The 18,519-nt window shown below is 66.3% G+C and carries 16 protein-coding genes and 1 pseudogene; 9 read left to right on the top strand and 8 right to left on the bottom strand.

From position 1 onward, the window contains the following. Window positions 1–1,517: hypothetical protein (locus K2Z83_RS17470; RefSeq protein ID WP_220596476.1), on the top strand; the 1,517-nt coding region annotated here is incomplete at its 5' end. Window positions 1,518–1,576: 59 nt separating this feature from the next. Here the strand turns inward: K2Z83_RS17470 and K2Z83_RS17465 are convergent. Both K2Z83_RS17465 and K2Z83_RS17460 read right to left on the bottom strand, forming a co-directional pair. Continuing rightward, window positions 1,577–2,611 carry an ROK family protein gene (locus tag K2Z83_RS17465; protein WP_220596475.1) on the bottom strand — a complete coding sequence of 345 codons (1,035 nt, stop codon included), beginning with the start codon at window positions 2,609–2,611 and terminating at the stop codon, window positions 1,577–1,579. Window positions 2,612–2,692: 81 nt separating this feature from the next. Next, complete coding sequence (locus K2Z83_RS17460) at window positions 2,693–3,502, bottom strand: IclR family transcriptional regulator (RefSeq protein ID WP_220596474.1); 810 nt, start codon at window positions 3,500–3,502, stop codon at window positions 2,693–2,695. Window positions 3,503–3,733: 231 nt separating this feature from the next. On the opposite strand from K2Z83_RS17460, the gene K2Z83_RS17455 reads away from it, so the two are divergent. The 3 genes from K2Z83_RS17455 to K2Z83_RS17445 all read left to right on the top strand — a co-directional run bounded on the left by K2Z83_RS17455 (window position 3,734) and on the right by K2Z83_RS17445 (window position 6,395). Beyond that, window positions 3,734–5,005: an MFS transporter gene (locus K2Z83_RS17455; protein WP_220596473.1), complete on the top strand. Its 1,272-nt coding sequence runs from the start codon at window positions 3,734–3,736 to the stop codon at window positions 5,003–5,005. Between the two features lie 62 nt (window positions 5,006–5,067). Continuing rightward, window positions 5,068–5,718 (top strand): HD domain-containing protein, encoded by a 651-nt coding sequence (locus K2Z83_RS17450; RefSeq protein WP_220596472.1) that lies wholly within the window; start codon window positions 5,068–5,070, stop codon window positions 5,716–5,718. A gap of 59 nt (window positions 5,719–5,777) precedes the next feature. Then, complete coding sequence (locus K2Z83_RS17445) at window positions 5,778–6,395, top strand: nitroreductase family deazaflavin-dependent oxidoreductase (protein WP_220596471.1); 618 nt, start codon at window positions 5,778–5,780, stop codon at window positions 6,393–6,395. 36 nt (window positions 6,396–6,431) lie between these two features. Here the strand turns inward: K2Z83_RS17445 and K2Z83_RS17440 are convergent, their stop codons facing one another. After that, window positions 6,432–8,006, bottom strand: a complete 1,575-nt coding sequence (locus K2Z83_RS17440; protein ID WP_220596470.1) for an STAS domain-containing protein — start codon at window positions 8,004–8,006, stop codon at window positions 6,432–6,434. Between the two features lie 173 nt (window positions 8,007–8,179). Beyond that, complete coding sequence (locus K2Z83_RS17435; protein WP_220596469.1) at window positions 8,180–9,025, bottom strand: substrate-binding domain-containing protein; 846 nt, start codon at window positions 9,023–9,025, stop codon at window positions 8,180–8,182. 371 nt (window positions 9,026–9,396) lie between these two features. Here K2Z83_RS17435 and K2Z83_RS17430 point away from each other — a divergent pair, with 371 nt between their 5' ends. Further along, the gene (locus K2Z83_RS17430; protein ID WP_220596468.1) at window positions 9,397–11,028 is read left to right on the top strand and encodes a von Willebrand factor type A domain-containing protein; all 1,632 of its coding nucleotides are present in this window, start codon (window positions 9,397–9,399) and stop codon (window positions 11,026–11,028) included. A 109-nt stretch (window positions 11,029–11,137) separates the two neighbouring features. Here K2Z83_RS17430 and K2Z83_RS17425 read toward each other — a convergent pair whose 3' ends face one another. After that, window positions 11,138–11,635 carry a DoxX family protein gene (locus K2Z83_RS17425; RefSeq protein ID WP_220596467.1) on the bottom strand — a complete coding sequence of 166 codons (498 nt, stop codon included), beginning with the start codon at window positions 11,633–11,635 and terminating at the stop codon, window positions 11,138–11,140. 49 nt (window positions 11,636–11,684) lie between these two features. Beyond that, a complete protein-coding gene (locus K2Z83_RS17420; protein WP_255604154.1) occupies window positions 11,685–13,154 on the bottom strand; it encodes an ATP-binding protein in 1,470 nt (489 codons plus the stop codon). A gap of 550 nt (window positions 13,155–13,704) precedes the next feature. Here K2Z83_RS17420 and K2Z83_RS17415 point away from each other — a divergent pair. Beyond that, window positions 13,705–14,211 (top strand): nitroreductase/quinone reductase family protein, encoded by a 507-nt coding sequence (locus tag K2Z83_RS17415; protein ID WP_220596465.1) that lies wholly within the window; start codon window positions 13,705–13,707, stop codon window positions 14,209–14,211. 758 nt (window positions 14,212–14,969) lie between these two features. After that, window positions 14,970–16,004 (top strand): hypothetical protein, encoded by a 1,035-nt coding sequence (locus K2Z83_RS17410; protein WP_220596464.1) that lies wholly within the window; start codon window positions 14,970–14,972, stop codon window positions 16,002–16,004. A 198-nt stretch (window positions 16,005–16,202) separates the two neighbouring features. On the opposite strand, the gene K2Z83_RS17405 is transcribed toward K2Z83_RS17410, so the two are convergent. Then, complete coding sequence (locus K2Z83_RS17405) at window positions 16,203–16,541, bottom strand: hypothetical protein (protein ID WP_220596463.1); 339 nt, start codon at window positions 16,539–16,541, stop codon at window positions 16,203–16,205. A 240-nt stretch (window positions 16,542–16,781) separates the two neighbouring features. On the opposite strand from K2Z83_RS17405, the gene K2Z83_RS29620 reads away from it, so the two are divergent. Then, window positions 16,782–17,312: a peroxidase-related enzyme gene (locus tag K2Z83_RS29620; RefSeq protein WP_305082510.1), complete on the top strand. Its 531-nt coding sequence runs from the start codon at window positions 16,782–16,784 to the stop codon at window positions 17,310–17,312. Window positions 17,313–17,488: 176 nt separating this feature from the next. Then, window positions 17,489–18,079 (top strand): shikimate kinase, encoded by a 591-nt coding sequence (locus K2Z83_RS17390; protein ID WP_220596460.1) that lies wholly within the window; start codon window positions 17,489–17,491, stop codon window positions 18,077–18,079. Here K2Z83_RS17390 and K2Z83_RS17385 read toward each other — a convergent pair. Continuing rightward, window positions 18,031–18,519: pseudogene (locus K2Z83_RS17385) on the bottom strand (methylmalonyl Co-A mutase-associated GTPase MeaB); the annotation flags it as partial. The gene K2Z83_RS17390 and the pseudogene K2Z83_RS17385 overlap by 49 nt on opposite strands.

Below are 18,519 nucleotides of genomic sequence, written 5' to 3'. Positions count from 1 at the left end.
TCCTCGGGCTGGCCGGCCCGGCCGCCATCGGCCTGGCGCTCACCCTCAGCTTCTACCTGCCCTTCGTGCTCCACGAGCACTTCGCCCGCACCGTGGAGCACCTGGAGACCCGCAGCGGCCAGGGCGGCGCCGGGCCGGCGCTGTTCAACAGCCTGATCGGCTACGCCGAGCTGGCCGGATTCTACAGCCTCCCCGCCGCCTTCGTCTCTGCGGGGCTGGCCCTGCTCGGCGGCCTGGTCGCCTGGCTGATCATGTACCTTCGCCCGCGCGCCCTCGGCCTGGCCATGGCCGCGCTGCTCGGCCTGGGCGGGCTGGCCGCCACCCTGGCCCCCCAGATCTTCGCTATCGCGGGCGGTCGCAGCCTGGCCGTGCTGGCCATCGCCCCGCCGATCGTCGCCCTGGCGGCGGCCCCGCGCCTGCCCGCCGGGATGCGCGCCCTGCTGATCTGGTTTGGCGTGCCCTTTGTGGTGATGGCCTTCTTCTTCGCCGACCCGCGCACGCACTTCTACACGATGCACCTGCCGGCCGCGCTGCTGGCCGGGCTCGCCGCCGCACGGCTCCACGCGTGGCTGCGCCGCGCGCCCTGGCTGCGCGCTGGCCTGGCCGCCGCCGGCGTCGCCCTGCTCGTCGTCGCCCTGCCCTACGCCCACCTGCTCTTCCTGCGCCAGCGCCCGGAGTACCAGCGGCGCTACCCCGACACGCGGGCCGCGATCTACCGCCCGCTCACCGGCGACACCCTGGCCGACGACGGCTACTTCGGCTTCGCCCAGCAGGACGGCTGGAAGGCGGCGGCCGCCCTCTTCTGGGGCGGCGCGCTGCGCGGCTCGTTCGACAGCAACCAGGAGCTGTTCACCAGCGGCTGGTACATGCGCGGCCAGTTTATGTGCGAGGCGAACCCGGACTACTATATTGTCTCCGAGCACTCCCGGCCCTACTACATCCCGTCCGGCTACCAGGAGTACGGGGCGGTGACGGTCTCCGGCGAGCGCACCCTGACGATCTACAGCCGCGCGGCGCTGGGCGGGCCGCCACAGACCTTCGCCGCCGAGGATTATGCGGCCGCCTACGACGCGATGCCGGTGCCGAACTTCCCGCTGCGCCGGCTGCTGAGCGGGGTGGTGCCCCAGCGCCCCGCCGGCGACGCCGTCTGGCGGGCCGGGTTCGACCTGCGCGGCTACGACCTTGACCGCGACCAGCTCGGCCCCGGCGACCTGGCATTTGTCACCTTCTACTGGCGCGCGTCGCTGCCCCAGCCGGCCGGCTACCAGCCCGAGCTCCAGATCCGCAGCCGCACGGGCGAGATCGTCGCCCGTGCGGCGAGCACCTGTAAGGGCATGCCCTCCGACGCATGGCGCACAACCTACGTCAACGACACGCCCTTCATCATCCGCGCGGGCGACCTCCCCCCCGGCGCGTACCGGCTGGCAGTGGCGGTGCGCGACGCGGCGGGGGATCTGCTGCCGCTTGAGGATGGCGCGACGGCGCGTGATCTGGGGGGGATCACGGTCGCGCCGTAGGGAGCGTGTGATGCAAAAAGCTGCCAGCTTCGCTGGCAGCTTTTTGCATCACACTGTTTCTACGCGGGCCGGTAGAGCGCCATGAGCGCGGCGCCGATCGCCTGCGAGAGATCGCCCAGCGTTGCCGGCACGATCTGTATCGTCTCGCGCTGGGCCGGCCAGAGGTGCGGGGCGGCCGCCGCCCAGATCTGGCCGAGGTAGCGCTCGCGGAAGGCGTCCGTGGTGGCCTGCGGGTCCATCAGGCCGCCGCCGATGATCACGAACTTCGGGTCGAGGGCCATGGCCAGCGAGGCCACGTGCAGGCCCAGGGCGCGGGCCTGGAAGTCGAACAGATCGATGGCGAGCTGGTCGCCCTGCTTGGCCAGGTCGCGCAGCGAGAGCGCCCGCTCCTTGGGGCCGAGGGGCGAGCTGGCCAGGGGGTGGTCGGGCTGGTCGGCGAGCCGGTCGGCCAGCAGGTAGGAGAGGCCGGCGAGACTGGTGTACATCTCGACGCAGCCCCAGTCGCGGCCGCAGCCGCAGGGGTAGGCCCGCGCGCCCAGCAGGTGCAGGGGCGCCGGCATGTGGCTGGCCTCCATCCCGGCCAGGGTGTCGCCGTCGAGCGGCAGCCCGGCCTGGTCGATGTAGGCGCAGCCGAGGCCGGAGCCCGGCGCGAGCAGCAGGACGCTGCCGCCGCTATCGCCGCGCACCCGGTGGGCCTCGGCCACCCCGCCCATGTTGCCGTCGTTTCCCACCGCCAGCGGGATCGCCCGCCCCGCCTGCTCGGCCAGGGCCTGGCTGTAGGCCGTGTAGACATCGAAGCCGACGAAGCTCTCGGGCAGGTTGGGGCCGCGCTCCAGCACGCCGTAGCTGCGCCGCGGCCCGGGGATGGCCACCCCGACCCCCTGCACCGCGCCCCACCCCAGGCCATTCCCCTCCAGGTAGGCGCTGATCGCCTCGACCCAGCCGCGCACGACGGCGTGTGGCCCGAGCTGCGATTCGCTCGGCCGCTGGAGCAGATCCGTTGAGATAGGCGTGCCATCGGCCCAGACGCCCGCGACCTTCGATGTCGTAGCCCCAAAATCCGTGCCGATATAGACGGGCGGCGTATGTCCCATGACGAGCTCCCTTGCTTCACAGATGGCGATGGTGTCAGTATACGCGCACCGCGCCGAAAAGTCACACCCGCCAGCGCTCGCTTACGCGGTGTCGCTCGCCTGTTGTGCGCGGCCATGGGGTTCGCCGGGGCGCGTCCCGGCGAACCCCATGGCCGCGCTGCACGCGTCCGCCTCGGCGCGAACCATCGGCCCGAGGCCGGCGGCCCGCGCGGCGCTCAGGCGCGTGCTCGGCCCCGAGATGCTCAGGGCGGCCACGCAGCGCCCCTGCCGGTCGAAGATCGGCGCCGCCACGCAGCAGACCCCCAGGTCGCGCTCCTCGTCGTCGATCGCGAACCCCCGCCGCGCCGACAGCTGCACGTCGGCCCGCAGCCCGTCGAGCGAGCTGATCGTCTTCGGGGTCCATGCGCGCGGCGCCGCCTCGGCGAGGTAGGCCTCCAGATCGCGCTCGCCCATCCCTGAGAGGATCGCCTTGCCGCCGCCCGTGCAGTAGAGGGGCACCCGCTGACCGACCTCGGTGAACAGGCGCACCATGTGCGGGCTGGAGACCTGCTCGCTGTAGGCCGCCTCGCGGCCCTGGAGCAGCAGCAGGTTGCTCGTCTCGCCGGTGGCGTCGGTGAGCCGCTGCAGCGAGGGGATCGCGACCCGGGCCAGGCTGAAGCGGCGGCTGCCGGCGGCGCGGGCGGCCACCTCAAGCAGGCGCGGCCCCGGCCCATAGCGCCGGGTCGCCCGGTCCTGCGCGGCGTACCCGCGCGCTGCCAGGCTGCCGAGCAGCCGGTGGACGGTGCCGAGGGGCAGGCCCAGCCGCTCGGTCAGCTGCGAGACGCTGAGGTCCTCGTCGGCCTCGGCCAGGGTTTCTAGCACGTCCAGCGCGCGGTCGAGGGATTGCACCATTGTTGCTTCCACGAGATGAATACGCATTCCACAATAGGGATGATAGCCCGTGCCGGGGCGGGCGTCAATTGGCGCGGCGTCGCCGCGCCGCAGCAGTGCCAGCGCGGCGTGTGCCTTCCGGGCACAGATGTCTCGGCCTTGCAGGTATCTGGAGGCAAAGCCGCCAGATACCTGCCCAAAAGACGGTACAATACCGCCCACGAACGGCCACCCTGGCCACAAGGGGTTTATATGCGCCTCCAGCTGCCTCGTGACACGGTGCGCTCGCTGGTTCGCCCGCGTGACCTGACCGAGCGCAACATCCGGAACGTGCTGATCGACGGCATGGGCGTCGGCATCGTCACCGGCGTCGGCACCTTCCTCCCGGTCTTCCTGGCCCGCCTGGGCGCCTCCAACCTGCTCGTCGGCCTGATCACCTCGCTGCCCGCGCTCACCGGCGCCCTGCTGGCCGTGCCGATCGGCCGCTTTCTGGAGCGCCAGCGCAACATCGTGCCCTGGTACTCGAGCATGCGCGTCTGGGTGCTCTGGTCCTACGCGCTCTTCGGGCTGCTGCCCTTCCTCATCCCGCTCGGCGCCGTGCCCTGGACGGTGATCGCGATCTGGGCGCTGGTGACGGTGCCGGCCACCTTTGTGAACGTGGCCTTCACCCTGGTGATGGGCGGGGTGGCCGGGCCGCGCCGGCGCTTCTATGTGATGAGCCTGCGCTGGTCGAGCCTGGGCGCGGTCACTGCGATCACGGTGACGCTGGTGGGCCTCGCGCTCGACCGGATCGCCTTCCCGCTGAACTACCAGCTGGTCTTTATTGGCTCGTTCGTCGGCGGCCTGCTCAGCTTCCTCTTCTCGCGCTCGATCAAGCTGCCCGATAACCCGCCCGTGGCCGCAGAGGCCGCGCCGGCCAAGACGCGCCGGCGCGGCCTCGGGCTGCGCGCCCTGGCCGACGCCATGCGCGACGCTCCGCCGGCCTTCCGCAACTACGCGCTCAGCGCCTTCGTCTTCCGCAGCGGGGTGGCGATGGCGCTGCCGCTCTTCCCGCTCTACTGGGTGCGCGAGGTGGGCGCAAGCGACGCATGGATCGGCATCATCTCTACGGCGGGCAGCGGCGTGCTCCTGGTGGCCTACTTCATCTGGTCGCTCGTCACCCGCAAGCTCGGCAACGGCACGGTGCTGCTGCTGACGAGCTTCGGCATGGCGCTCTACCCGCTGAGCGCCGCCGCCACAGGCTCGGTGCTCGTCCTGGCCGCCCTCGCCGGCATGTCGGGCTTCTTCGTCGCCGGCAACGACCTGGTCAACTTCGACCTGGTACTCAGCAGCGCGCCCCAGGAGCATCAGGCGACCTATGTCGGCCTCTTCCAGATGCTGCAGAACGTGGCGCTCTTCATCATGCCCCTGGTCGGCACGGGCCTTGCTGACCTAGCCAGCCTGCGGGCGGCGCTCCTCCTCGCCGGCGGGCTGCGCCTGCTCGGAGCGGGGCTCTACGTCGCTCTGCGGGTCGGCCGCGAGTGATTGCAGATTGTGTAGATTGTAGATTGCAGCTGTAATCTGCGATCATATAGAAGAGAGTTGCTATGATCGACCTCGCCACATGGGAGCCGCGCTTCGCGGCCTACCTCGACAGCAGCCCCCTCGCCGACGCCGCCCACGACCGCGATCACATCCGGCGGGTGGTGTCCAACGCCCGCGCCCTGGCCGCCGCCTGCGGGGCCAGCCAGGAGGTGGTGATCCCCGCCGCCTGGCTCCACGACTGCGTGGCGGTGCCCAAGGACTCGCCGCAGCGCCCGCTGGCCTCGACGATGGCCGCCACCACCGCCTCGGCCTACCTGGCGATGGCGGGCTACCCGCCAATGCTCATCCCCGCCATCGCCCACGCCATCGCCGCCCACAGCTTCTCCGCCGGGATCGCCCCGCTCACCCTGGAGGCCCGCGTGGTACAGGACGCCGACCGGCTCGACGCCCTCGGCGCGGTGGGGGTGGCCCGCTGCCTGATGCTCGGCGCCCAGCTAGGCCGCCCGCTCTACCAGGCCGATGAGCCCTTCCCGGTCACGCGCCCGGCCGACGACGCGGTCTCCTCGATCGACCACTTCTACACCAAGCTGCTCGGCCTAGCCGAGACGATGGCCACCGACGCCGGGCGGGCCGAGGCGGGGCGGCGCACCGCCTTCATGCGCGACTTCCTGCGCCAGCTTGGCCACGAGATCGGTGTGCCGGCCCCCGAGTAGCGCGCTGAGCCACTGAGGATGTGAGCGCACTGATCCCCGCTAGAGGAGAGCCACTCCCTATGTCTACACCCCGTGACCGGATCGAGCGCGCCCTGCGCCAGGGCTTCCGCCTGCTCAACCGCCTGATGGTGCTGCTCTGGAGGCTGGGCCTCGGCCCCTCGCTCAGCCTCACGCCCACGATCACCGGCCGCTACCTGGTGCTCACCCACACCGGGCGCAAGAGCGGCCTGCCCCGCCGCACCCCGCTCAACTACGCCTGGATCGATGGGACGATCTATGTGACGGCGGGCTTCGGCCCGGTCAGCGACTGGTACCGCAACCTCCTGGCGCACCCGCAGGTGGAGATCTGGCTGCCCGACGGCCGCCGCGCGGCGCGGGCCGAGGAGCTGCCCGACAGCCACCCGCAGCGCCTGGCCCTGCTGCGCGAGGTGCTCAAGGGCAGCGGATTCGCCACCATGCTCGCGGGCATCAACCCCTACACCTTCAGCGACGCCCGGCTGGCCCGCGCCAGCCGATTCTACCGGCTGATCGCGATCACGCCCGGCGAGGAGCTGCGCGGCCCCGGAGGCCCCGGCGACCTGGCCTGGGTGTGGTGGCCCGTGGCCGGCGGCGCCCTGGCGATATCCGCGCTGGCCCGCCGGCTGCGCCTAAGCCGGGTGGACCGCCCGGGCATCTGATTCATCGCGCCAGCGCCAGGCGCGGTGAGGCGCCGATCAGCGCGCCACCGCTTGGCTTCGCGTCGCGCTGATCGCATCCTGAAGGGTGGCATAGGTCGTGATGCCGTCCAGATCGATGCCAAGCCCGACGATGCTCTGGGCCACCTCGGGCCGGATGCCGGTGAGGATCGCTCTGGCGCCGAGCAGACGCACCGCCTGGGCGATATCCAGGAGCGCTTTTGCGACCTGGGTGTCGATGACGGGCACGCCGGTGATATCGATGATCGCCGTCCTCGCCCGATCAACCTCGATCCCCCGCATGAGCGTCGCCATCGTCTGACGTGCCCGCTGCGAGTCTATGGTTCCGACCAGCGGCATCACAAGCACATGGTTATCGATCGGGATGATCGGCGTCGACATCTCCAAGATCGTCGCCTCGGCCTGTGCGACGGCGCTCTGCATCTGCGCGCGGGCCTCCTCAACCCGTTTGCGCTCCTCAACCTCGTGCTCAAGCATCTGGTTGCGCACCTCCAGGCTCGCGAAGGAATCGCGTAGCTGGAGCGCCATCGTGCTGAAGCTGCTGGTTAGCCGCCCGATCTCGTCGCGCCCGCCCGGCCCAAGATCGACATCCAGGTTGCCCGCGCCGAGCTTCTCTGTGACCTGGTCGAGCCGCTGGAGCGGACTGACGATCCCTCTGCGGATGAGGAAGACAAGCATGCCTGCGGTGGCCAGCCCTATGATCGCCAGGATCGCGACGCTCTGCTGGAGCGTGCGCGCCCGGTATGCCTGGATCTCCGCCGACGACAGGGCGATGCTATACACCAGCTGCACCTGATGGCCCTGATCGAGCGGCACATAGAGTAGCCGCTGCGCCCCGCCATCTGCCCCGGACATGTCTACCTCAATCCGCTCGCCGCCGAGCGCGCGCTGGAGCAGCCCCTGGTCGGCCGGCGAGGCGCCCGCGAGGTCGTCTCCTGTGCCGGCGCTGGTGGCGAGGGGCCGGCCGTCGGACGTGTAGATCTGGAGCACCGGGTCGGTGCGATTAGAGTTCAGCTGCCGCAGAAAGGCATTGTCTACCGCCTGGCCGATCAGGAGCGCGCCCTGTACACCGTTGGCGTCCTTGAGCGGCACTGCTGCAGTCATCAGTGCGCCCTGATCAGCTTTCACCACCCGTGCGCGCTCGATAGTTGCGAGGGCCAGATCGAGATCGCCGGTGAGGGGATCCTGGAGCTGCTGCTCGCCAAACAAGGGCTGGCTATCGCTGCCAATGATGATCAGGTAGTCTAGCTGATAGCGCGCGCGGAGCTGTACGCCGAGTCGCAGGAGGTTGCTGCGGTCGTGGGTTGCGGCGGCGCGTAGGAGGCCGTCATCGAGGGCGATCGCCAGCGCGCGCTCAGTCAGGCTGGTTAGCTCGGCGTCGATGCGCTGGTGGACCAGCTCCTGCTCCTGGCTCAGGCGCGAGGCGCTGACCTGGGCCTCGAACTGGCCGAGCGCATATAGGTTGGTTCCAATCGTCGTGCTCAGAAGTAAGACTAGCATCCCGAGCATGGGCACGAGGAGCTTGACCTGGATGGAGGTGTCGTTGATCTGCTGAGCGAGGGTGCGGCGCTGCTGGTCGGTCGTATGGTTCATAAGTAAAGCAGCCTTTTAGGGCACAGGGGCAGATAGTGTCACTGCTTGCTATCACGCTGCCCTCATCAGCACCTCGCCCCTGTTCCTATGGCCGGTGGCCACAGGAACAGGGGGCAATGGTGAGGGCTATTATGAGAGGGTCATGTAAAGCGCTGCCTTCGCCATACTGTCGCTCAGGGCAAGGGCACAACTTCGGCCTGGAGCATGGCGCTTCGCGCCGCATCGCCCTTCAGATAGTCCAGCAGCGGCTGGAGGGTCTTCTGGCTGGCTGGCGCATACATGAGGGCCAGCGTTCGTGCGGGGAAGGCATAGCCCCCCGCGGCGTAGTCTCGGGGATGCACACCGTCGACGGTGATGGTGTCTACGCTAAGGCCGCTGATCGTGAACCCGGAGTAGGAGCCAAAGCCAATGCTGTTCGGCGTGCTCTTGACCGCATCAATCAGCTCGCCAGCCTTGGTAAACACGATCGTCGCCGCCGCCCAGGGCTCATCGCCGAAGAGTGCCTTGCGCAGAACCTTTGTTGCGCCCTCATCCTCATCGCGGGCGAGCACGATGATCTCGGCGTCGGGGCCGCCGACCTCGCTCCAGTTGGTGATCTGGCCCAGGTAGATGCCCCGCAGCTGCGCTGTGGTCAGGCTCTTGACTCCGAGGTCGCCGTGGACGATGAAGGCCACCGGATCCTCGGCGATGGCTAGCAGGTCGAGCCCGTCCTTCCGCTCTCCGGCGATATCGGTGCTCAGGAGGATGGCGACGTCGAGCCCACCCTCAAGCACCGCCTTCTTTGCCGCGCTGCTGCCACTCCCCTGGAGAAAGTCGAGCTTTAGTGCGGGGGCGCTGCTCTGAAAGGGCGCGATGACATACGTAAGAATTGTTGTGCCGCCGCCTGAGCCGCCAAGGGTCACGCTGGCGGCTGGTGCAGGCACCAGGATGTTCGCCTGCGGGCTGGCTATGCCGCAGGCGGCCAGGCCAAAGACTGCGGCCAGAAGGATCACGATCCGGTACTGAGCTACGTTGCGCATGGGGTTTTCCTCGGTGTTGTAAAGCGAGTTGTACGTTGTATCGGGGATCGTGGGTAGCTGGCCCGAACCCCAAGGCCCAGCGCATAAGCGCCGCCACAGGTATCATAATCGCCCTGCTGTGTGCGTCTATGCAAAGCGCGTATATGTTATGTATTAATTTCGGGGGATGCGCCAAAGAAATCTGAGGGAACTTCCGCGCCCCCGCTGGCGTCTCCCCTATAGCCGCGCCGTTCGGCTGGGCGGACGCGGCGAAACCCCAGCCACACCGAATTGCAGATTGCCCGATTGCAGATTGCAGATTGAGACAATGATTGCAGCGCATAATCTGCAATCGACAATCTGCAATCTGCAATCACTGAGGAGAACAGGACATGCTGCGCATGATTCGCCGGCTCCCCCTCGCCCTGATCGCCCTGCTGGCCGTGCTGCTGAGCGCCTGCGGCGGCGCCCCGACCAGCACGATGTCGCCCGCGCCTACGGCTGGCACCACCTCAAATGTGGGCGGCTCCTCCGCGCCGCCTATGCCCGCCGCCACCCAGGCCGCGCCCCAGGTCGCTGGGGCCGTGGCTCCGGCCAGCGCCGACTCGGCCGCCCGCGAGGTGGCCGCCGGCGAGCTCGCGCCCTCCGCCCAGGAGCCCGCGCCCCAGCCCCAGGAGCCCGCGCCGGTTGAGGTCAACCCCTACACCCGCGCCAGCGACGACAACCTCTCCACCTTCGCCATGGACGTGGACACCGCCGCGTTCAGCGCGAGCCGGCGCTACCTGCTTGAGAACGGCAGCCTGCCCCCCGCCGACATGGTGCGCGTCGAGGAGTTTGTCAACGCGCTGGACTATGGCTACGCCCAGCCGGAGGATGTCTTCGGGGTGAGCATCGACGCCGCCCCGGCGCCCTTCCTGGCCGCGAACAGTCGCCTGGTGCGCGTCGGCATCCAGGGCATGAGCATCGACGACAGCCAGCGCATGCCGGCCGCCCTCACCTTCGTGATCGATATCTCTGGCTCGATGGCCGAGCCGGCGCGTCTGCCCCTGGTCAAGCAGTCGCTCACCCTGCTCGTCGAGCAGCTGCGCGAGGGCGACACGGTGGCGATCGTGGCCTACGGCAGCCGCGCCTTCAGCGTGCTCGACCCGACCCCCGCCACCGAGCGGGAGGCCATTCTGAAGGCGATCGGCTCGCTTCAGAACGAGGGCTCGACCAACGCCGAGGAGGGGCTGCGCATGGCCTACGAGGTCGCCGGGCGGGCATTCCAGCGCGACGCCAGCAACCGGGTTATCCTCTGCTCGGACGGCGTGGCCAACGTCGGCGCGACCGGCCCCGAGGCCATCCTGAACGTCATCCGCGACCGCGCGGCCCAGGGCATCTACCTGACCACCGTCGGCTTCGGGCTGGGCGACTACAACGACCAGATGATGGAGCAGCTGGCCGACGACGGCAACGGCAGCTACGCTTATGTGGACACGATCGACGAGGCCCGGCGGATCTTTGTAGAGAACCTGACCGGCACGCTCCAGGTGATCGCCAAGGACGCCAAGATCCAGGTGGAGTTCAACCCCGAGGTGGTGAGCCAGTACCGCCTGCTGGGCTACGAGAACCGCGCCGTGGCCGACGCCGACTTCCGCAACGATAAGGTGGACGCCGGCGAGGTGGGCGCGGGCCACAGCGTGACGGCGCTCTACGAGGTGGTGCTGACCGAGCAGGGCAGCGGCGAGGCGCTGAAGGTGAGCCTGCGCTGGGCCGACCCGCAGAGCGGCGAGGTGCGCGAGCTGAGCCAGCCCTTCGCCAGCGACGCCTTCGGCGGCGAGTTCGCGGCGGCCCCGGCGAGCATGCGCCTGGCGGCGGCGGCGGCGGCCCTGGCCGAGCACCTGCGCGGCTCGCCCTATGCCCAGAGCTGGGACCTGGCCGACGTGAGCGCACTGCTGGGCCAGCTGGCCGCCGAGCAGCCCAACAACGCCCAGATCCAGGAGCTGCGCCAGATGGCGGACCGCGCCGCGGCGCTGGGCGCGTAGTGTGCTAGCCGCCAGCGTAAGGGCGCAGCAGCAGAATGCGGCATGTCGCTACGCGACATGCCGCATTCTGCTGCTGCGCCCCGGCCAGCGGAGTGCTGCGACGCCCCGACTAGCGGAAGAGCGGCGACTCGGGGTACTTCGCGTGCAGGTGCTTGTCGAGGCCGAACCACTGCCCGGAGGGCGTGGCCATAAACAGCACTGCGGCGACGAGGAAGGGCGGCATGCTCGGGTTGAAGAAGGCCCCCGCGCTGATATTCATCAGCAGAAAGAGCGAGAGCGCGGCGTTTGGCCGCACCGCCACGCCAAGCAGCATGCTCGCCGCGACAAACATCTGCCCGATGGTGAGCACGATCGAGACCGGGCGGTACCAGGGGATGGCGAAGTGGCGCAGGTAGGCCGCCGAGAAGCTCTCGGGGTCGAGCTCGCTGAGGCGCTTCGCAAAGTGCTCGCGCATCACCGGGCTGGTCATCCAGCCGCAGACGGTCTTGTGGTACGCGCCATAGAGAAAGAAGGAGCCGAAGCCGTAGCGCAGCGCCAGCACCGAGCCGATGCCGATGCGCCGCCACTTGTCCGGGGGTGTCTGCGTCGTCAGGAGATCTTGGCTCATCCCATGATCATGTTTCATGAAGTACCTCTGTAACAACAATCGCGACCTGTTAGACAGGTTCGAGCAGCTCCGCCGGCGCCTCGTCCGGCGACACCTCCTTGGGCTCATCCGGAAGCGGCAGCCAGATCGCGAAGGTGCTGCCCCGGCCGGGGATACTAGCGACGGTCGCCGTGCCCTTATGGGCCTCGGCGACCCAGCGAACAATTGAGAGGCCCAGACCTGCCCCGCCGCTGTGACGCGAGCGTGAGCGGTCGGCCCGGAAGAAGCGGTCGAAGACATGGGGCAGGTCATCATCGGAGATGCCCTCGCCCGTGTCGGCCACCGTGAGGCAGGCGAAGCCATCGCGTCGCTCCAGCCCCATCGTCACATAGCCGCCGGCCGCGGTGTGCTGGATGGCGTTCACCCCCAGGTTCAGCAGTGCCTGCTTAAGCCGGTCGCGGTCGCCGGTAACCAGCACCTGGTCCTCCGCGCCGATGCGCAGGGTGACGGCGCCGGCCAGGGTGCGCAGCTCGCGGTAGACCTCAAGCAGCAGGGTGTCGAGCTCCACCGGCTCGCTGCGGATCTGCCGGCGGGTGTCGCTCTGGGCGAGCACCAGCAGGTCGTTGACCATGCGGATGAGCCGGGCCGTCTCGCGGCGCATATCGCCGATCGTCTCGTCGAGGATCTCGGGGTTCGTCACCGCCCCGCGCGAGAGGATCTCCAGGTTGCCCTGCATGGCCGCCAGGGGCGTGCGCAGCTCGTGGCTCACGTCGGCCACAAAGCGCTGCTGGGTGTGGAAGAGGCCCTCAAGGCGGCCGAGCAGCTCGTTGATCGTGACCGTCAGGCGGTGCAGCTCGTCCTGCTGAGGCGGCACCGGCACGCGCTGGCCCAGGTCCTCGGCGCGCACGATCCCCTGGGCCGTCTGGGTCACCAGGTCGATCGGCAGCAGGGCCCGCCGCGAGAGCAGGGCCGCCCCGGCCGCCGTGATCATCAGGGCGATCGCGCCGCCGCCGAGCAGGATGACCGTGAGCTGGCCGAGGGTCAGGTCCACATCCTTGAGCGGGCGCGAGATCTGGAGGATGCCGACGACCTGGCCGTTCTTGAGCACCAGCGGCGTGACGAGCGACTGGATGCGCACACCGCTGATCTCGCGCAGCGAGGTGAGCCCGCTGTTGAAGTTGTCGGCGCCGAGGTCGAGGGAGCCCTCCGGCAGGGCCAGGCCGCGCCCGCCGAGGTTCGGCGTGCTGTCGAGCAGATCGCCGGTGGGGCCGAAGACCTGGGCGCCCAGGTTGGGGTTGTTGAAGATCTGGATGAACTCGCCCTTGAGGAAGAGCGAGATCTCGCCGCTGGGCGTGCGGATCGGCTCCAGGCCGCCGGCGTTAAAGATCGCCCGCACCTGCTGCGTGGCCGCCCAGAGGTCGCGCTCGACCCCGCCGTAGAGCGACTGGCGCACCGAGAAGTAGATCCCGCAGCCGAGCAGGAAGACGGCGACGGTGAAGAACCCGGTGTAGGCGAGGGTGAGGCGGGCGCGAAATGACATAGTGTGGTCTGAGCCGATAGTGTACGTATGTGGCATCACATTCACATACAGAGTGTAGCGCGCCCAGCGCCTGATTCGCAAGGGGAGATGCTGTAGAGAAATGACCACCGCTGCGCAACGCTCTGCACGTGGTGCCCAGCCCGCTATAGCGCGCATACGTGCCTTCGCCCAGCGGCAGAGCATCCCATCGCCTTGCTCGTCAACGGACAGACCATCCGCTATGTGCTGGGCTATTCAGCCCATACCGCCGCACGACGCATAGATGTGCTACACTCTCCTTCACCAAGAATATCGCGTGACGACGGGATACCGTGGCGCGAGTGTGATTTCGCACACGAGGATGCTTGCACACGCGTGCGACTCTAGCTAGCGGCGTAGGTGAGGCGCACGTTAGGCCGTCCTCAGCGCGTAATATCAAATCTGGCAAGGCTGTGGGCATGTCATGCTGCGCGCAGCGAAGCATCTTCCAGTCGCGTGGATGGGAAGACCCTTCGCTGCGCTCAGGGTGACAGGATGCACGGTATCAATCTGTTGTCTCAGGAGGCCAACAATGCCACAGAAGAAGTACGCTCCCGTTCACGCGTTAACACAGAGAATCGCGGCCTCGCCTCCAGGGGCCTGGTTCTATGCCCGCACCCTTCACCTGTTGGACGGCATCTTCTTGAGATGGTCGGGCGGTCGCATGACGATGAGCAGCTTGGTTGCCGGCCTCCCCGTCGTTATCGTGACCACAACGGGCGCCAAGAGCGGATTGCCTCGCATCATTCCGCTCCTATGCATCCGCGACGAGCGCGATCCGGCCACCTTCGCGATTATCGCGACAAACTGGGGGCAACCGCGCTATCCGGCATGGTATTTCAACCTCAAGGCCACCCCTCGGGCCACGTGTTCGATCGACGGAACGGCGGGGGAGTACCTGGCACATGAAGCTACAGATGAGGAGTATGCGCGGTTTTGGCGCTATGCAGTAGACACGTATGTTGGCTATCCGCTGTACAAGCAGCGCATACAAGGGAGGAGTATTCCCATAATGGTTATGACCCCGTACAACCCGTAAGCCGCATACGGTCATATCGTGTCAGCGTGAAGTGTCATCTTTTATCTCTAGGACATGGTTCAAATGCACTTGACAGTTTGTCGCCGGACGGCCCTCACCCCCCTGCCCCCTCTCCCTTTAAGGGAGAGGGGGGGCCGCGCAGCGGCGGGGGTGAGGGCGCATGAGACTGTAACGTAAAAATGGCTCATCTGAAACCTTGTCTAGACACAGTAAAGGCTCTTAAAAGAATAACTTCCCTCAGGCCGATTCAGCTGGAACTGCGGTGCCAGTCGGCCGGTGGCATTCCGCCGTCCTTTACGGATGCTCACCTTTAGGGCTGTCCGGCTCTGTCCGGCTGTCCGACTGTCCGGTCTTGCCCGGCATGGGCCATAATCGCTGCGGAGGCCCAACGCCGGGCTTCAGCGGCGCCGCTGGCGGCTTCGATAGATGGCACAGCTGACGGCACGCGACCACATTGGTAAAAACCGCCAGCTTCCAGGCCGCGCCAGCGGCGTCCGCTGCGAGCCGATGTTGGGCGGCAGGGCTGACACGATACGAATATATACCGCGTATAGACGGGAAGTGCGATATGAGTGTGTCAGGTATTTTGGCTCTCCAGGATTTCGGTAGTGTTCCGGAGTTTACGTGATGGCCTTGTTTCAAAATGTGAACATACGTGTTAATTTGGCTCGTAAAAGGCTATTTTGAGCATAAGTTACACGATTCATTTTCCGCTCAGTATATCTGCTATACTTGGATATGGATGTTTTATTGATCACATGAAAAAGGGTAGCATCATGAGATATGCTGTCATCTGTCTGTTTTGTTGTGTTTTGGCATTGATAAGTTGTGTCAAACCGGCTGAAGTATCTAATAATGATACGATTACTCCCACGACCATCCCCGCATCCCTGGTACGTGAGACCCCTTTCGCGCCAACTTCAACTAGACCAGTTGATAACAATATAAATAATGAACGATATTGTTATGATATTCCATGGAATGGATTTACTGCCCTCGCTTTTATTACACAACAAAAGGGATGGATAGTGAGTAGAGATCAGCTAATGCAAACAAAGGATGGTGGACGAACTTGGAGTGTTATTAGTAAACTACCGATAATTGCTATCTCTCTGGATTTCGTCAACGATGATGATGGAATGCTTCAAGATACTTGCGGAAATGTTTTCATTACTCATACGGCAGGTAAGTCTTGGGGCAAGATTTTATTTCACAACCCGAATATTTATGTAATTAGCAGTGATTATGTTAATGTGCTTCACGGGTACATTTTATCAGAAGAGGGCTTGTATAGTACCAGTGACCGGGGTTTATCTTGGCAGACAGTGCAAACTCCTTGTTCCTCTCCTATTTCTCATCAATCAATAAGCTTTCCGACAGTGGATGTGGGTTGGCTCCTTTGTGTTGGCGAACCAAGTGCGGGCAGTCAAGGCAAAGTTCTGTGGAGAACAGTCGATGGAGGCAAATCATGGACCGAACAGGCAACGACAGAAGGAGGAGAATCTACTCAAAATGGTTTCTTGCCGTTCCAAGGGTATGGTCATCAACTTTTCTTTCTCGATTCTTCTATTGGTTGGATTGGTATGGGGCGTGCTGAAGTTGGCGGCCTCTATGCAACGAAGGATAGTGGAAATACCTGGGCGCTTGTGAATAGCACCACGATAAGTGAAGTAAGTCATGTGACATTTTTTGACGAGCAGAACGGTGTGAGTCTCAGTAATCCTGACGACCTGGATCGTGAAGTGGTTGTATTACTTGCGACTCACGATGGTGGGAAAACGTGGGAACCGTAGAGTGGTAGCAGACATGCTGCCGTGCTATGTCCGCCCAACCTGCTCCTATATGCCATGTGGAGTGGGACATGCATCTGGCACAAGTGTACTTCAGCCGCCCAACATGAAATTAGGCTACATGCCCAGGCATCCAATACTGCATCCCTGCTGGTAGTATTGGATGCATCGCATCCACTATTGCATTCTGGATGGCCATGATTATTGATCGAGCCACACCAACCGGTCAAGGAGCTCCAGCGCGCACACCTGCCCGTACGTCAATTCCCATACGCGACGCGCACGATTCCACTGACCGCCTGCCGCGCGAATACGCGCGGCAAGCGCGGCTTCGCCCCAGGCGACCTGCACGCCGACTAAGACCTCAGGCGCGGTCTTGGGCATCCAGTCGGCCGAGGCGACGATAATTTCCACCGTCGTGTACCGTTTGCGCTGAGCCCGATCATAGCGATACCGGACACAAAACAGTTGGTCGCCATATTGCTCCACATACCGCTTGGTTCCACGCTGACCAGGTTGCAGCTTCACGCTCGCCCGCATGACTTCCTCCGCTCCATACCCACTCGCTGCGCGATGTGTATCTGATACCGTTCCGGCGTGCCAAACGGTTCGCGGAAGCCCTGTGTCAAGCGATGGGAAGAGCGCTGTGGGCGGCCCAACGCTCAGCCTCATCGGTGCTAGCGATGGTGCTATTGTAGCGCACGCAGGTTATGTGCTACCGTACAATAGGACAGCACGCGGCTCATCAGGGGCGGCGTCACCGAGCAGAAGGAGCGCGATATGGCCTTTATCGCCTACGTCCCGCCGGAGCAGCTCGCCGAGGCCGAGCGGGTGAAGGACCCTGATAACATTATCCAGATCCACTCGGCGCACCCGGCAACTATGCGCCACCACTACGACCTGTATGTCGAGCTGATGCACCGGCGCAGCCCGCTGACGCGCGTCCAGCGCGAGATGATCGCGGTGACAATCTCGGCGCTGAACCACTGCCACTACTGACTGCACCATCACGGAGCGGGTCTCCGTCGATTGCTCACCGCTAAGGATACGCCGGCCGAGGCGCAGGATGCGCTGATCGCCGCCCTGAGCGCCGACCACACCGCGGCGGCGCTCGCGCCCGAGGACCGGGCTATGCTCGACTACGCGGCGAAGCTGACGCTCACCCCGGCGGCGATCGTCGCCGCAGATATCGCCGCGCTGCGCGCCGTCGGCTTCGACGACCGGGCCATCCACGACATCTGCGCGGTCACCGCCTACTTCGCCTTCGTCAACCGCATCGCCGACGGGCTCGGCGTGGAGCTTGAGGGGTGAGGGCGCGATGTACTGATTGTGCTGCGGCGCGGCTACGCCGCGCCGCAGCACAATCAGTTTTTTGTGGGAGAGCAAAGCTCTCCCACGCCCTCACCGTTTGACACGCGCCCAGCGGATCGCCTAAGATCGCGCGCCAGGTGTGATCGATCCTTGTGAGACGAAGATAGAGGCAGGCGATGACAGCGCGTGAGATCTACTTGATCGGGTTCAGCGGGACGGGGAAGTCGACGGTGGCCCAGCTTGTGGCCGCGCAGCTCGGCTGGCTGGCCTATGACCTTGACCGGATCATTGTCGAGCGGGCCGGCGTGGATATCCCGGCGATCTTTGCCCGCGAGGGCGAGGCCGGCTTCCGCGACCGTGAGACGGAGGCGCTGCGCGGTATCGCCGGCGGCGGGCCGTTTGTCGCGGCCACCGGCGGGGGGCTGCCGCTGCGCGAGGAGAACCGCCGGCTGATGGGGCGCGTGGGCTGGCTGATCGCGCTGGAGGGGCGGCCTGAGACTCTGCTCGCGCGCATTGAGCTCCACCGCAATCAGGAGGCCCCCGACGCGGTGCGGCCGCTGCTCGACGCAGAATCGCCGCTGGAGCATCTGCGCGCGCTGAAGGAGCGCCGCCAGCCCGTGTACGCCCTGGCCGACTGGACCGTCCACACCGACCGCCTGAGCCCCGCGCAGGTCGCCGAAGAGATTGTCCGCGCCGCAGCGATCCTGCAGCGCTCCGATCAGCTGCGGCGCTCTAGCGCCGCGAGCAGCTCCTCGGCGGACGAGTAGGGGTCGCCCTGGCGGGCGGCGATCCTGGCGACGAGGGCGTCCCAGGCCGGGCCGCGCAGCCGCTCGACGGCTAGCTCCTGCACGGCGGCGCGCAGCTCGCCCTCGGCGGCGGCGCGGGCGCGGGCGACGGCCCCGTCCCCGGCGCGCAGGTGTTCAGCATGCCGGCTCGCCTCGGCGATGATCTCGACGACGCCCTGGCCGCTGGAGGCCACGGCGGGGATCACCGGCGGCTCCCAGCCGTCGGCCGGCGGGCCGCCCAGGTGTAGCATCGAGCGCAGCTGGCGCACTGTCTTGTCGGCACCCTCGCGGTCGGCCTTGTTCACCACAAACAGGTCGGCGATCTCTAGCACCCCGGCCTTGATGCTCTGCACGTCGTCGCCCATGCCCGGCACCTCGACCACGATCGTGGTCTGTGCGGCGCGGGCGATGTCCACCTCGCC

Origin of the sequence: Oscillochloris sp. ZM17-4 (assembly GCF_019599295.1) — a bacterium.
In the GTDB taxonomy this organism is placed as follows: Bacteria; Chloroflexota; Chloroflexia; order Chloroflexales; family Chloroflexaceae; genus Oscillochloris.
The sequence above is the reverse complement of the archived record's forward strand: the minus strand, read 5'-3'. Positions and strand labels throughout refer to the sequence as shown.